This window comes from Azospirillum palustre (genome assembly GCF_002573965.1).
Lineage (GTDB): Bacteria > Pseudomonadota > Alphaproteobacteria > Azospirillales > Azospirillaceae > Azospirillum > Azospirillum palustre.
Genome location: NZ_PDKW01000040.1, coordinates 62,019 through 77,251 on the forward strand (window position 1 = coordinate 62,019; position 15,233 = coordinate 77,251).

A 15,233-nucleotide genomic window follows, 5' to 3' on the forward strand; every position below is an offset into this window, starting at 1 on the left:
CGCCAAGGAAATCTCTACAAGGCGATCCGGGTAGAAATCGCGTCGTACGGCGCGGTCAACCCGGTGCCGCCTTCCTCGCGATCAACGAGGCCGGCGGCGACCAGCGCCTCGACATCCTCGTGCACGCGGCGATAGTCACGGCCCACCGCCTTGGCAAGAGCGTTGATGCTGGCCGCCGGCGCCCGGTGCAGATGCCGGAGCAGTTCCAACCGCTTTGGTGTCAGCGCGCGCGCCAGCGTCTCGAAGCTGTCGAAGGACAGGTGTCGCTCGTTGACCGGCTCTCCGTGTTCGGCCCGGCGCCATGCGTCCGCGAAACGGCCGGTGAGGTCCTCGGCAGTGTCCCCGACATGGATCTGTAGGTCGCTCATACATCGCCTCCTGCGGTCCGGACATCGGCCAGAAAATCCGTAATCAGCTGCTCCGGCGAGGTAAAACGATAGGGCTCCTCGCGCAGTCCGTAATGCCGATGGTCGCCCTTGCCCCGCTCATTGTCGTAACCGACCACGCGCTCGCCATTCACAATATAGACAAGTGAATATTTGAGCGGATGTTCGGGCGGCGGAACGGGAGCCGGAACCCTTCAGATCTTCACCTCGATGATGGCTCCTCCGGCCAACTCCCGGCGCTCCTTGAAGAGCAGTTCAGCCTTCGGCACGGAACAGCGCATCCCCGTCACTGAGATGGTAGATCATGGCATCAAAAGGCATATGGCGTCAAATGCCATAAGCAAGGCTTGTTGGGATATTGCAATTCAGATGATCAAGCCCCCCGCCACTCCCCCTCGACCCAAGTCCCGCGCACCGTCAGGTCCGGCCGCAGCAGCACCAGATCGGCCCGCCAGCCCGGCACGATCCGCCCGCGCTCGCCCGCGAGCCCCAAAAACTCCGCCGGATAGAGCGAGGCCATCCGCAGCGATTCCTCCAGCGGCAGGCCGATCAGCGTCCCGGCATTGCGCACGGCCGTCGCCATGTCGAGGTCGGCCCCCGCCAGAGTGCCGTCGGCCAGCACCAGCCGCCCGTCGCGCCGATAGATCGTCCGGCCGTTCAGCTCGAAGCGATCCGCGTCGGTCCCCGTCGGCGGCATCGCATCGGTCACCAGCATCATCCGGCCGCGCGGCCGGGCGGCCAGCGCGGCGCGCATCATCAGCGGATGAACGTGATGCCCATCGGCGATCAGCCCGCACCAGGGCCGCCCGTCGCCCAGCGCCGCCCCGGCCGGGCCGGGCTGGCGGTTGGCGATGCCAGGCATGGCGTTGTAGAGGTGCGTCACCCCGCGCACGCCGAGATCGAAGGCCTCCACCACCCGCTCGGCGCTCGCCATCGTGTGGCCGACCGACAGGATCACCCCCGCCGCCATCAGCCGGGACAGCGCCGCATCCTCCACGCATTCCGGCGCCAGGGTCAGCAGCACCCGGCCGCCCGGCATCCGCGCCGGCAGCCCGCCGATGAAGTCGAGATCGCCCTCGTCCGGCGCGCGGACGAAGCGCGGGTCATGCGCGCCGACCCGCTGCGGGCTGATGAACGGGCCCTCGAAATGAATGCCGAGCACGCCGCTGCCCGGCTGCGCCACCGCCGTCACCGCGGCCTCGGCGGCGGCACGGTGGCAGTCGGGAGTGTCGGTGATGATCGTCGGCAGCAGCCCGGTGGTGCCGAAGCGCCGGTGCGCCGCAGCGATGGCCAGCGTCGCCTCCACCGTCGGCTGCTCGTTGAACAGCACGCCGCCGCCGCCATTGACCTGGATGTCGAGGAAGCCGGGCGCCAGCAGGTCGCCGGCCTCCAGCGCCACCGTCCGCTCGACCTCCGGCGGGGTGCGTCCGGGGGCCACGATGTCGAGGATGCGGCCATCGGCGACCAGCAGGCTGCGGCCGTCGAGAATGGTCTCGCCCGTGAAAATCCGGGCGCCGGTCAGGAGCTGTCGCATCAGACGGTCTTCGTCACTTTGGCAAGGTTGGGCGGGCTGTCGGGGTCGATGCCGCGGGCCAGCGCCAGTTCATAGACCGCACCATAGAAGCTCTGCAATGCCGCCAGCGGCGCCACCTCCGGTGCGATCCCCGGCAGGCTCGGCAGCAGCGTGGTTCCCGCAAGCCCCGCTTCGGTGGTGGCGACAGCGGCCCCGAGCCCGACGATGCGCTCCACCACCGCGCGGGTGTGAGGCTCCGCCGCATCGGCCTGGGTCAGGGCCAGCACCGGGAAACCGGGACCGACCAGCGCCAGCGGACCATGGACCACCTCCGCCGCGCTGAAGGCCTCGGCATGCAGGCGGCAGGTTTCCTTGAATTTCAGCGCCATCTCCAGCGCCGCGCCGAAGCCGACTCCGCGCCCCAGCACATAGAGGTTCTGCGCGGTGGCAAGCGGCATCAGCGCCGGCTTCCAGTCCAGCCCCTTCGCCGCCTCCAGCGTGTCGGGCAGGGCCGCCAGCGTTGCCTTCAGGGCCGCATCGTCCTGCCAGTGCGCCACCAGCTGCAGATAGGCGGCCAGCGAGGCGATGCAGGATTTCGTCGCGGCGACGCTGCGCTCCGGCCCGGCCGCCAGCGGCAGGAAATGGTCGCACATCTGCGCCAGCGGCGAGTCCTCGGCATTGACGAAGCCGACCACCCGCGCACCGCCGGCCTTCGCCGCCTCCACCAGCCGCAGCAGGTCCGGGCTGCGCCCCGACTGCGAAACGGCGATGAACAGCGCCCCCTCCAGGCTGAGATACCCGCCATAGACCGAGGCGATGGACGGCCCGATGGAGGCCACCGCCCGCCCGATGCGCGTCTCGATCAGATATTTGCCGTAGGCCGAGGCATGGTCGGAACTGCCGCGGGCACAGGTGACGACGAAACGCGGCGGCTCACGCCGCAGCCGTTCGCCCAGCTCGGCGAAGCCGGCGCCACAACGCTCGATCTGCCGGGCCACCGCGGCGGGGGCCTCCGCCGCCTCCACCGCCATCAGCGGGATGGAGCCGGACGCTTTGAAATCTGGACTGCCCTGATCGGTCATGGCGGCGCTCGTGATTGACTGGTATAGATACCAATGTAAGACCTTCTTGTGCCGGAGGCCAGCGTCCATTGGTGGAATCGCACCACAACTCCTGCCGCAATGCGGAAAAGAAAAGCGGCGCGACCCAGGAAAGGTCGCGCCGCACGATAAAACCACTCAAATACCAGACAGGATACCCGCTATTCGGCGGCGCGCCGTCCGCCCGGCAGCATGCCGGTCATCGCCCCCGCCAGCGCGTCGGCGTCGTTGCCGACGATCAGGTCCAGGCCGTTGGCGCCCAACCCCATCACCGCGCGCACGCCGGCCCGCTTCAGCGCCTCGGCATTCGCCTTGCCGGCATCGCTCAGCTCGACCCGCAGACGGGTGGTGGCGAATCCGGCCACGTCCTTGATGTTGCCGGCGCCGCCCAGCGCCTCGGCGATGCGGGCGGCGCGGTCGGCCGGGACCGCCGCCGCGGCCGGAGCGGATACCGGTTTCGCCGCGACCGGTGCCGCCACGGCGGCGGGACCGTCGGCTTCCGCGCCGGCGCTGTGCAGATATTCCTGCATCTCCGTCTTCAGGTTCTCCGACAGGGTGCCGAACACCGCCTGCACGCTGTCGCGCACCCGCAGGACGCCGGACGCGCCCATGCCGCGCAGCTTGCCGTCATCGACGCGGGCCGGGTCCTTCACCACCACGCGCAGGCGGGTGATGCAGGCGTCCAGATTGCTGATGTTGCCACGCCCGCCGAAGGCCAGGACGAGGTCGCGCGCCCGCTCGCTGCCGGTGGCCGTGCTGACGCTTTCCTCCGTCGCATCCTCGCGTCCGGGGGTCTTCAGGTTCAGCGCCAGGATGGTGTAGCGGAACACGACATAATAGATCGCCGCATAGACCGGCCCCAGGATCAGCACCAGCCACCATTTCTGCGACAGCGGGCTCAGCGCGTTGAACAGCACGAAGTCGATGCCGCCCTGCGAGAAGGTGAAGCCCATGTGGGCGCCCAGCGAGTTCATGATGAACTGCGAGGTCGCCGCCAGCATCGCATGGATCAGGTACAGCACCGGCGCCAGGAACAGGAAACTGAACTCGATGGGTTCGGTGATGCCGGTCAGGAAGGAGGTCAGTGCGGCGGACACCATGATGCCGCCGACGCGCACCCGGTTCTCCGGCTTGGCGGTGTGCCACATGGCGATTGCCGCGGCCGGCAGGCCGAACATCTTGAACAGGAAGGCGCCGGACAGGATGCCGGCTGTGGGATCGCCGGCGAAATAGCGGGCGATGTCGCCATGGACCACCTGCCCGGCGGCATTCTGGAAGGACCCGATCTCGAAGAAGAAGGGCACGTTCCAGATGTGGTGCAGGCCGAAGGGAATCAGCAGGCGTTCGACGAAGCCATAGATGGTCGCGGCCAGACGCGGGTCGTTCACCGCCGCCCAGCGCGAGAAGCTGTTGATGCCCTCCTGCACCGGCGGCCAGACCACCGACAGCACGATGCCGAGCACGATGGCGGCCAGCGCCGTGATGATCGGCACAAAGCGCTTGCCGGCGAAGAATCCCAGATAGGCCGGAAGCGAGATCTTGTAGAAGCGGTTGAACATCGCCGCCGCCAGCCCGCCGGCCAGGATGCCGCCGAACACGCCGGTTTCCATCGACTTGATGCCCATGATGGTCTTGGGCTCCATGCCCCAGACCCCGGTCATCACGCCCAGCGTGGCGAGCATCACGATATAGCCGATGGTGGCGGCGATGGCCGACACGCCGTCATTCTCGGTGTAGCCCAGCGCCACGCCGATGGCGAAGATCAGCGGCAGGTTGCCGAAGATCACGTCGCCGGAATTCTTCATCAGCATCGACAGCAGCGGCGGCATCCATTCGAAGTTTGCCGCGCCGATACCGAGCAGCAAACCGGCGACGGGAAGAACCGCCACCGGCAACATCAGCGACTTGCCGATTTTCTGTAGAAACGCAAAGGGGTTCATTGCCATGGCGGCTCTCCCGCAAATTGTCCGGCGGCGGCGACATCCTGGGGTCCGGATGGGTCGGCCCTGGGTGGGACTACAACCTGACCCATGCCCGGGTTTCACGACATAGGCGACATAGCGTCCCGGGCAAGCTTGCGGCTTATCCCCGATGCGCCATGCGGGGCGCGGATTGGCCGCAGGCTTTCGCCTTTCCCGGACGGGATCTTTCGATAACATATGACGAGAATTGCGCTTGGGCTATGCGGCGTCTGCGCACAGACGGCGTCCGATACGGGAGACGCCCGCCAGGGGATGCCCGCTGCGGTCTGGCGATAAGAAAAGAGGACCGAACCACATGACCGCGATCACGCTTGCAGCCCCGCTGGCCGGATGGGCCATGCCGCTGTCCGAGGTGCCCGATCCCGCTTTCGCCCAGGGGCTGGTCGGAACCGGCATGGCCATCGACCCCACGGTGAGCGAGTTGCGCAGCCCCTGCGACGGCACCGTGCTGTCGATCCACCGGGCGCGCCATGCCTGCACCGTCCGCACCGCCAGCGGCGCGGAAATTCTGCTGCATCTGGGGGTCGACACCGTCGGCCTGAACGGAGAGGGCTTCACCGCCCATGTCCAGGACGGGCAATCGGTCAAGACCGGCGACCGCCTGATCAGCTTCGACATGGATCTGGTGGGAAGCCGGGCGCAGAGCCTGGTCAGCATGATGGTGGTGGTGAATGACGGCTACACCGTCGACGGGCTGTCGGTGGATCGCGAGATCGCCGCCGGCGACGCGGCGATGACCGTCCATGGCGGCAGCGGCGCCGATGCCGGACTTCCCGCCGCCGCTCCCGACTCGGGAGAAGACGGCGACGGAGAAACCGGCGAGCGGAGCGTCGTGCTGCCCATCGCCAGCGGGCTGCATGCCCGGCCGGCGGCGGCCCTGGTCGCCGCGACGAAGGCCTATCCCGGCACCGTCACCATCCACTGCCGCGACCGCCGCGCCAACGCCAAGAGCGTGGTCGCCCTGATGGGGCTCGGCACCATGCTCGGCGACCGGCTGACGGTGCGCGCCGCCGGCCCCGGCGCCCAGGACATGGCGGAGAGCATCGCCGTGCTGATCGAGGGCGGGCTGGGCGATCCGGTCGTCTCCACCGTCGCTGCCGGTGCCGCCGCCGGCGCCGGTTCACAGGCCGCGCCGGCTGCACCTCCAGCCGCCGCCACCCCGGCCCAGCCGGCCGCCGAGGAAGAGGTCGGCCCGCCCTTCGCCCCCGGCGAGGAGGTGCTGCTGAAGGGCACCATCGCCGTGCCGGGACAGGCGGTCGGCGCCGTCGTCCGCCGGTTCCGCAGCATTGTGCGCGTGGTCGAACAGGGCGCCGGCCCGGATATCGAGGAGCCGCGCCTGCGCCGGGCGCTGGAGCAAGTCGTCGCCGGCTTGGCGCAATCCGCGCAGCGGATGCCCGAACATGCCGCCATCTTCCAGGCCCACCGGGAGCTTCTGGACGATCCGGAACTGCTGGACGGCGCGCTCGCCGACATCCGGGCCGGCAAGAGCGCCGAATGGTCCTGGCAGCGCACGGCGCGCCTCCAGGCCGACGCCCTGGCCGCCCTCGCCGATCCCCGCATGGCCGAACGCGCCGCCGACCTGCGCGACCTTGAACAGCAGGTGCTGACCGCCCTGTCCGGCAAGGGACCCGACGTCGGGCTGGCCGAACTGCCGGCGGGCAGCATCGTTTTGGCCGACGAGATCCTGCCCTCCGACCTCGCCGGGGTTCCGGACGGACGGCTGGCCGGCATCGGCATGGCGCATGGCGGCCCGACCTCCCACGCCGTCATCCTGGCGGCGGCACTGGGCGTGCCCACCGTGGTGGCGCTGGGCCGGCAGGCGGAGCGGGTGCCGGACGGCGCCCCCGTGGTGATCGACGGCAACCGCGGCGAGCTGCTGGTCTTCCCGCCGGAGGACACGCTGGCGGCGACCCGGACCGCCGTTGCCGCCCGCACGGCGCGCCGCGAGGAGAACCGCCTCACCTCCCGCGAGGACTGCCGGATGGCCGACGGCACGCGGATCGAGGTGTTCGCCAACCTGGGCCGGGTCAGCGACGCCCCCGGCGCGGTGGTGGAGGGTGCCGAGGGCTGCGGCCTGCTGCGCACCGAGTTCCTGTTCCTGGAACGCCAGTCCGCCCCGACCGAGGATGAGCAGTACCAGCAGTACCAGCAGATCGCCGACGCGCTGGAAGGCCGGCCGCTGGTGATCCGCACGCTGGATGTCGGCGGCGACAAGCCGCTGTCCTACCTGCCCCTGCCGAAGGAGGAGAACCCGGTGCTCGGCCTGCGCGGCGTCCGCGTCGGCTTGCGCGAACCGGAGCTTCTGCGGGCGCAGATCCGCGCCATCCTGCGGGTGAAGCCGGCCGGCGTCTGCCGCATCATGGTGCCGATGATCGCCTCGCCGTCCGAACTCCAGGCGGTGCGGGCGATGGTGGACGAGGAGCGGGCAAAGCTCGGCCGGGCCGAACCCATCGAGCTGGGGGCGATGATCGAGGTGCCGGCCGCCGCCCTGATCGCCGACCGCATCGGCGCGGTGGCGGATTTCCTGTCCATCGGCACCAACGACCTGACCCAGTATGTGCTGGCGATGGACCGCGGCAACCCGCATGTGGCGGCCCAGCTCGACGCGCTGCATCCGGGCGTGCTGCGGCTGATCCGCCTTGCGGTGATGGGGGCGAAGACCCATGACCGGGTGGTCGCGGTGTGCGGCGGCTCCGCCTCCGACCCGATGGCGGCGCCGCTGCTGATCGGGCTGGGCGTCACCGAACTGTCGGCCACCCCGGCGGTGATCGCCGACCTGAAGGCGTTCATCCGCACCCTGCGCATGGAGGATTGCCGCCGCGTCGCCGAAGCCGCCCTCGGCACCGACAGCGCCGACGAGGTCCGCCGGCTGGTCGCGGAGAGCTGGCCGGCGCTTTGAGTGCCTTAATTCTCCCTCTCCCGTCCCGGGAGAGGGAAGGGGCCTATGGCATCGCCATGGGAAGGGTGAGGGGTTAGGCTCGAAGCCATGCGGTTCGCGCTCATGCGCTCCGGGATTCTTGGGCGGCCCCTCACCCTCCCCACTCCGTGGGTCCCCTCCCTCTCCCGGGGCGGGAGAGGGCGTTTTTGCGTCACACCCGCCCGGCCATCAGCAGCACCGCCGCCGCCTGCCGGCCGCCATGCCAGCGGGCAGCGCTCCGGGCGGCGGCCCGCATCGCGGCGATGCCGATCAGCGATGCGGCGACGAACAGCCCCGGCGTCAGGTCGCCGCGCATCAGCAGCGCCGCACCCAGCCCGACGATCAGCACACGATAGACCGTTTCGCAGAAGCCCAGCCCGGCGAGGAAGCCGTCGGTACAGCCGAAGCTGTCGGCGCCGGCCAACCGGGCGAGCTGCGACTGCCCGCCCGCGGCTTGCGCCGGCCCGGTCGCCCCCACCGCGATCATCGCCGCCAGCGCCGCGACTCCGGCCAGCGCCATGGTACCCATCAGCGGGCTCACCAGCGCCAGCACCGCCAGATGGACCGGCGCCCATGCCGCCTCCAGCACCCACAGACGCTGCAACCACCCGGTGGCGGCACCCGACGGCACCAGCCGCGCCAGTTCCCGCGATTGCGCCAACTCCAGCATCGCATGCAAGGCGAACAGGCTCAGCGCCACGGCCACCAGCAGAAGAAGGCTGCCGTCGTCGCCTCCCACCCACAGGGCATCCTGCAATGGCCGGGCATACAGCGCGCTGCCGACCACCAGCAGGTTGGCCGCCACCCCGAACAGGCAGCTGCGGATCAAAGCGGACCGGTTGGTGACCGCGTGACGGGCGATGGACGACGCCATGTCGGACGCTCGCGTTCGGAAGGGAAGGACCGGCGGCAGGCCCTGCGCCCCGCGCGCCATGGCGGGGGATGGACAGTCCCGGCCGGCGTGCTGGTGGGTGGGCTGGCGGGCTGGCTGATGATCGAACGATGACAGGCTCATGCGGGCTACGGCCGGACGGCCGCTCCTTAAACCTTGGCGGACCTTGGCGGTCCTCGTGACACTGCGCAGCCACGGCGACCGTCGCATGCCCGGCATGATGCGTGGGAAAATTTCCCACATCAAGCGAAAAGGTGATTCCCTTTCCCTTCCGCCGCGCTATTGTCACGTCGGTCCTTAAGATCGATGCCCACATCGGTCCAGGGCCAGCCCCCAACCGCCGGAGTGTCAGGCGCGTGCCGATCCGCAGCCCCGAACCAGACCGCCCGACAGTGGCCGGCAGCACCGGGGCGGCACCGCCGCCGGCGCTGCTGACGGCGGTGCGCCGGCTGCTGGTTCCGCTGGTGCGGACGCTGGTCGGCTTCGGCATTTCCTGGCCGATGCTGGCGAACCTTCTGAAGTCGGTGTATGTCGAGGTTGCGGAGCGCGGCTTCGCGCTGCCCGGAAAACCGATGACCGACAGCCGCATCACCCTGCTGACCGGCGTCCACCGCAAGGACGTCAGCCAGATCCGCAGCGCGCCGCCGGTCGCGGAGGCCGCCGCAGCGGCCGCCCCGTCGCTGGGCGCCCAGGTGCTGAGCCGCTGGCTGACCGAAGCCGCCTTCCTCGACGCCGACGGCCGCCCCCGCCCCCTGCCCCGCGTTTCCGACGGCGAAGCCGGCTTCGAAACGCTGGTGACCGGCATCAGCAAGGACATCCGCCCGCGCGCCCTGCTGGACGAGCTTCTGCATGCCGGTCTGGTGACGGAACGGCCGGACGGGCTGCTCGACCTTGCCGAGGCGGCGCATGTGCCGCGCGGCGACCTCGACAAGCTCGCCTATTACTATGGCCGCAACCTTGCCGACCATCTGGCGGCGTCCGGCCACAATCTGGCGGGTGGCGCGCCGCCGTTCCTGGAGCGGGCGCTCGCCTATGACCGGCTCAGCCCCGACTCGGTCGCCGTCCTGCGGCGGGAGGCCGACAGGCTGGGCATGGCGATGCTGGTCGAACTGAACCGCCTGGCGGCCGATCTCGCCGATGGCGACGCCGGCCGCGACGACGCCGGCCACCGCTTCACCGCCGGCCTCTACCTCTATGACGAGGAAGAGGCGGCAGACCCTGCGCGGCACGATGCCGGGTCCGGCGAGGGAGCGGCGGCATCGTGATCCGCAAGCCCGCCCCCCTCGCCCGCACGCTGTTGCTGACGCTGATGCTGGCCGCCGCCGGCTGCGGTCCCACCCCGAACCGGGACGGCGGAGTGGTGGACGGCCGCATAGCAGACCGGGGCATCGGCGGCACCGGCGTTTCTGTCGCCGACCGCGGCATCGGCGGCACCGGGATAACCAGTAGCGGCATAACCAGTACCGGCATCGTCGGAACCGTCACCGCCTTCGGCAGCGTCTGGGTCAACGGCCTGCGGGTCGATCTGCCGCAGACGACCCAGGTGCGGATCGAAGGCCGGCCGGCCCAGCCCGGCGACGTGCGGATCGGCCAGACGGTCGCCATGACCGCCGCCCCGGGCGGGCCGACCGGCCTGACGGCGCAGACGCTGGAGGTGCGCTTCGCCGTCGCCGGTCCGGTGGAACGGACGACGGCCGGCGGCGCTCTGGTGTTGGGACAGCGCATCGACCTTGCCGAGGCGGAGGGCACCACGGCGCTCACCCCCGGACGCTGGGTCGCGATCTCGGGCCTGCGCCGGCCGGATGGGGTGATCGACGCCAGCCGCGTCGATCCCTGGGAGCCGGCGCGCGGCTGGATCCTGCGCGGACGGCTGGACTCCGTGACACCGAAGACGCTGACCGTTGCCGGGCTGACGCTGTCCCGCGGCCGGAGCCTGAGCGGCGCCCTCCCGGCGGTGGGCAGCATCGTGCGCGTCGCCGGCAAGCCCGATCCCGCCGCGGCGCTCGCGGTGGACGCCGATCCCTTCAATCCCTTCGGCGGCACGGTCAGCGCCCTGTCGATCGAAACCTATGTCGATGCCTCCGGGCAGACGACGAGTCCGGGCGGCCCGCGCATCGGCCGGCCCGACGGCGGAGCCGCGCCCGCGCGTGTGGTGATCGACAGCGTGGTGACGTCCGGCGGCGGAATCGACCGCAGCCGGTCCTTCGGCGCCGCGCGCCTGGGCGGCCGGTCGCTCGACGGCGCCGATCCCGCCGCCCGTGCGGCCGGGCTGGCACGGGCAGGCATGCGCCCCGACGGCCCCCAGGGGCAGGATGCACCGGGTATGGAGGGGCCGGGCATGGAGAGGCCGGAAGGACCGGTCGACGGCCTGCGCACCCATCCTGGATGGGGGGCGCCACCCAGCCCCTATGGTGGCCCCTATGGCGGCCCGGCCGCCGGCCAGCGGCCCGCTGCCGGCCCCAACTCCAGCCCGGACGGCAGTTCCGCCTCCGGAGCCGCCCGTGCGGCCAGCCCGCCCTCTTCCACGGGCGCCGCGCCGGACTCCACCGCCGCCCCGACCGGCGGCGGGTTCGGGGGAGGGTTCGGCGGTCCCGGCCGGGGACGGGGCTCCATGCCGGGGGATGGCGGTTCGCCCCACGGCGGCCCCAAAGGAGGGTTCGGCGGAGGATTTGGCGGGGGTTTCGGCGGCGGGCCGGACGGGGGTCGCGGCGGGCATTTTTGATCAAGCACAGCGACCGATGCGTGCAAATAACGCCACACCCTGGACTTGAGTATTTATTTTAAAAGCCTGCAAGACGCCTTTGACCCCCGCTCACAAGGCGCTGCGGCATTTTGATCCACATTTGGATTCTGCCTGCATTCCCGAACTTATCCGCATTAGAATATTAATATATCAACGTCGGAGGAAAGCCGTCGCGGAAGACCGGCGCCGCTGTCAATCAGGGCTAAACCGAAACCGCATAGTCGGTTTCCAGTATTGTCTTCGGTTTAGGCCCTAACCGGTTTCCAAAACACGCCCGCTCGACCGGCCCGCCCCGGCAGGGGGAACGGTGTCGTGCCGTCCGAAACGGCTCCAACTCTTCGCACAGACAGGACCAGACCATGATCTCGCTCCTTTCGCGGCTGTCGATCCGCGCCACCCTTGGACTCGTCGTCGCCGCGCTGGGGCTGCTGCTGATCGCCACCAGCTGTGTCACGCTGATCGACGTCGTCGACCGCACCCGCAATGCGCAGCGTGTCGCCACCCTCAGCGAGACCAGCCGCGACCTGCTGCGCACGCTGTTGGCGATCCGGTTGGAGCGCGGTCTGGTCGCTCCGGTACTGGGGGCGGAGGAGCCGGCCGGCGACGCCGACCTGCGCGACATCGCCGCCAACCGTGCGGTGGCGGAAAGCGGCTATGCCGCCATCGCCGCCAAGCTGGACGCGCTCGAACTGCCCGGCCTGCCGGCTGCGGCCGCGACGCTGCGCACCGCCCACGACACGCTGGCGGCCTTGCACCAGAGGGCGGACTCCGCGCTGCGCCAGCGCAAACCCGCCCGCGATCCGGCGGTGGCGGAGGCCTGGGCGACGGCGCCGGTCGCCTATCTCGACGCGCTGACCGCCGCGACCGACCTGCTGGACGGATCGCTGAAACTGGCCGATCCGATGATCGACCATCTGCTCGGCATCAAGCGCGCCGCCTGGAACACCCGGCTGAATGCCGGCGGCATGGCGCTGCGCATCCAGACCGCGGTCGCCACCGGCCAGGCCTGGACGCCGGCCGACGCGCAGGCGGTGGCGGAGGCCATCGGCCGCACCGGTCAGGCCTGGGCCCTGGTCAGGGAAGCGGCCTCCCGCCCCGACACGCCCGACCGGATCCGCGAGGCGGTCGAAAAGGCCAAGGTGAATTTCGAAGGCCCGCTGGTCGACCAGCGCAAGGCGGTGCTCGCCGCCCTGGCCGAAGGCCGCAAGTCTCCGGTCGAGATCGGCACTCTGCGCCAGCAGGACACCGCCAGCCAAGGCTACATCGTCGATGCCGCCCTGGCGGCGGTGGACCGCATGGTCGTCCGTTCCGATGCCCAGGCCGCGCGTGCGGCGCAGGATGCCGTCATCGCCGGTCTGCTGGTGGTGGCCGCCATCGTGCTGGCCGTCGCCGGCCTGATCGTCGCCAAGCGCCGGGTCAGCGATCCGATCCGCGAAATGACCGAGGCGATGCGGCGTCTGGCCGACCGCGACATGGCCGTCGCCATCCCCGGCCTTGGCCGCGCCGACGAGATCGGCGGCATGGCGGCGACCGTCACCGTCTTCCGCGACAGCATGCTGACCGCCGACCGTCTGGCGGCGGAGCAGGCCCGCGAACAGGCCGCCAAGGAGGCGCGGGCCGCCCGGCTGGAAGCGCTGATGCGCGATTTCGACGCCAAGGCCATGCACATCGTCGAGACGGTGGCCTCGGCCGCGACCGAGATGCAGGGCACCGCCGGCGCCATGTCGACCACCGCCAGCCATGCCAGCGCCCAGGCGACCGCCGTCGCCGCGGCCTCCGAACAGGCGTCCGTCAACGTCCAGACCGTGGCGTCGGCGACCGAGGAGCTGTCGGCCTCCATCCTGGAGATCGGCCGGCAGATCGCCGCCTCCACGCGCATCTCGGGCGAGGCGGTGACCCAGGCCGAGCGGACCAACAGCACCATGCGTACGCTGGTGGAGGCGGCCGACCAGATCGGCCATGTGGTGGAGATGATCAACAGCATCGCCGCACAGACCAACCTGCTGGCGCTCAACGCCACCATCGAGGCGGCCCGCGCCGGGGAGGCCGGCAAGGGCTTCGCCGTCGTCGCCGGCGAGGTGAAGGCGCTGGCCAGCCAGACCGCCCGCGCTACCGACGAGATCCAGGCCAAGGTTAAGGAGATTCAGCAGGCCACCGGCGGCGCCCAGGACGCCATCCACGGCATCGGCCAGACCATCGGCCGCATCAGCGAGATCACCACCACCATCGCCGCCGCCATCGAGGAACAGGGCGCCGCCACCCGCGACATCGCCGGCAACGTGACGGAGGCCGCGCGCGGCACCACGGAGGTGTCCTCCACCATCGTCGGCGTCAACCACGCGGTGCTGGAGACCGGCTCCGCCGCCACCGAGGTGCTGGACGCCGCCAGCAGCCTTGCCCGCGAGGCGGAAACCCTGCGCGGCGAGGTGGCCTCCTTCATCACCGCCGTGCGGGCGGCGTGACGCCGGTTCCCGTCGCCGGTCCGGCCAGCATGGTTTCCTGCACCGCCATCACCGCGGCGCCGATCACCCCGGCGCTCTCGACCTCCGGCACATACTGGATGTCGAGATGCCGGGTGGAGAGGGCGAGCGAGCGCCGATAGACGCTCTGCCGGATCGAGGCCAGCAACAGCGGCCCGATCCGCGCGACACCGCCGCCGATGAAGATGTGCGACGGGTTGAAGAAGTTCACCACGGCGGCCAGCATCCGCCCGATATCGCCGCCGGCCTGCTGGACGATGGCGGTGGCCGCCGCATCCCCCGCCCGGCTGGCGTTGCCGAGGTCGACCGTGGTCAGCGCACCGTTGCGCTCCAGCAACTCCATCAGCCGCGGGCTCTCCCCGCCCCGCGCCGTCTCCTCCGCCATGCGCGCGATGGCCGGCCCGGCCGCCATCGCCTCGACGCAGCCGGCATTGCCGCAATGGCAGACCGGCCCCTGCGGATCGACGCAGATATGGCCGACGTCGCCCGCCGACCCGTCCCGCCCGCGATACACCAGGCCGTGGCAGATGATGCCGCAGCCGATGCCGGTGCCGACCTTGATCACCAGGAAGTTCTGAAGCTGGCCGCGCAGGCGCCAGTGCGTGCCCAGCGCCATGATGTTCACATCGTTGTCGACGAAGACCGGGGCGGCATACTCCTCCGCCAGGAATTCGCGGATCGAGAAGGTCTCCCACCCCGGCAACAGCGGCGGGTTGACCAGCATGCCGCTGTCGAAGGCGACCGGACCCGGCACGCCGACGCCGATGCCCAGCACCCGCCCCGGCCCGATCCCCATCCGCTCCCGCGCCTCGCGCAGCAAATCCCGCACCCGCCCGAACACCACCGCCGGCCCGTCGCGCACGTCCGCCGCTTCCGACCTATGGTCCAGTACCGTCATGTCGGGGGCGAGCAGCGCCACGTCGATGCTGGTGGCGCCGATGTCGATTCCCGCCAGCACCCCCATCCGGTGGCTCAGCCGCAGCACCTCTGGCCGCCGGCCGCCCGAGGATGGCTGCACCCCGCCTTCCTCGATCAGTTCGCGGCCGATCAGGCTGGAGATCGCAAGGTTGGCCTTGCTCTTGGAGAAATCGACCGACGCCGCCAGTTCGCCCCGCGACAGGCCGCCCGCCCAGAACAGCCGCTCCAGCAGGGCGCGCTCGCCGTCCGACAGACGTTGCCAGTCAACCATCGACGAGTGCCTTTCCGAACGACGCGTGTCT

The 15,233-nt window shown here is 70.5% G+C and carries 10 protein-coding genes and 1 pseudogene; 4 read left to right on the top strand and 7 right to left on the bottom strand.

Annotation, left to right across the window (positions count from 1 at the left end; translation table 11 throughout):
• Positions 1 to 14: 14 nt before the first annotated feature.
• From CRT60_RS10230 to ptsG, 5 genes and pseudogenes are all read right to left on the bottom strand, one after another.
• On the bottom strand, positions 15 to 368 hold the full coding sequence (locus CRT60_RS10230) for an HVO_A0114 family putative DNA-binding protein (protein WP_098736335.1): 354 nt from the start codon (positions 366 to 368) through the stop codon (positions 15 to 17).
• Positions 365 to 565: pseudogene (locus tag CRT60_RS36940) on the bottom strand (toxin-antitoxin system TumE family protein); the annotation flags it as partial. The pseudogene CRT60_RS36940 and the gene CRT60_RS10230, both read right to left, overlap by 4 nt.
• Before the next feature lie 194 nt (positions 566 to 759).
• Positions 760 to 1,920 carry an N-acetylglucosamine-6-phosphate deacetylase gene (nagA, locus tag CRT60_RS10240; protein WP_098736336.1) on the bottom strand — a complete coding sequence of 387 codons (1,161 nt, stop codon included), beginning with the start codon at positions 1,918 to 1,920 and terminating at the stop codon, positions 760 to 762.
• Positions 1,920 to 2,981, bottom strand: coding sequence for an SIS domain-containing protein (locus CRT60_RS10245; RefSeq protein ID WP_098736337.1), 1,062 nt, complete (start codon positions 2,979 to 2,981; stop codon positions 1,920 to 1,922). The genes nagA and CRT60_RS10245 overlap by 1 nt, the downstream gene beginning before the upstream one ends.
• 179 nt (positions 2,982 to 3,160) lie before the next feature.
• A complete protein-coding gene (ptsG, locus tag CRT60_RS10250) occupies positions 3,161 to 4,945 on the bottom strand; it encodes a PTS glucose transporter subunit IIBC (protein ID WP_098736338.1) in 1,785 nt (594 codons plus the stop codon).
• A 331-nt stretch (positions 4,946 to 5,276) separates the two neighbouring features.
• Between ptsG and ptsP the strand changes: the two genes are divergently transcribed.
• Positions 5,277 to 7,880: a phosphoenolpyruvate--protein phosphotransferase gene (gene ptsP, locus CRT60_RS10255; protein ID WP_098736339.1), complete on the top strand. Its 2,604-nt coding sequence runs from the start codon at positions 5,277 to 5,279 to the stop codon at positions 7,878 to 7,880.
• 190 nt (positions 7,881 to 8,070) lie between these two features.
• On the opposite strand, the gene CRT60_RS10260 is transcribed toward ptsP, so the two are convergent.
• The gene (locus tag CRT60_RS10260; protein ID WP_098736340.1) at positions 8,071 to 8,772 is read right to left on the bottom strand and encodes a hypothetical protein; all 702 of its coding nucleotides are present in this window, start codon (positions 8,770 to 8,772) and stop codon (positions 8,071 to 8,073) included.
• 374 nt (positions 8,773 to 9,146) lie between these two features.
• Between CRT60_RS10260 and CRT60_RS10265 the strand changes: the two genes are divergently transcribed.
• The 3 genes from CRT60_RS10265 (at position 9,147) to CRT60_RS10275 (ending at position 13,995) form a co-directional block, all read left to right on the top strand.
• Entirely contained in the window at positions 9,147 to 10,055 is a 909-nt protein-coding gene (locus CRT60_RS10265; RefSeq protein WP_204561809.1) for a DUF6502 family protein, read from the top strand.
• Positions 10,052 to 11,512: a DUF5666 domain-containing protein gene (locus tag CRT60_RS10270; protein ID WP_244592394.1), complete on the top strand. Its 1,461-nt coding sequence runs from the start codon at positions 10,052 to 10,054 to the stop codon at positions 11,510 to 11,512. The genes CRT60_RS10265 and CRT60_RS10270 overlap by 4 nt, the downstream gene beginning before the upstream one ends.
• 380 nt (positions 11,513 to 11,892) lie before the next feature.
• Positions 11,893 to 13,995: a methyl-accepting chemotaxis protein gene (locus CRT60_RS10275; RefSeq protein ID WP_098736343.1), complete on the top strand. Its 2,103-nt coding sequence runs from the start codon at positions 11,893 to 11,895 to the stop codon at positions 13,993 to 13,995.
• Here the strand turns inward: CRT60_RS10275 and CRT60_RS10280 are convergent.
• Positions 13,973 to 15,202, bottom strand: a complete 1,230-nt coding sequence (locus CRT60_RS10280; protein WP_098736344.1) for an ROK family protein — start codon at positions 15,200 to 15,202, stop codon at positions 13,973 to 13,975. The genes CRT60_RS10275 and CRT60_RS10280 overlap by 23 nt on opposite strands.
• Positions 15,203 to 15,233 lie beyond the last annotated feature (31 nt).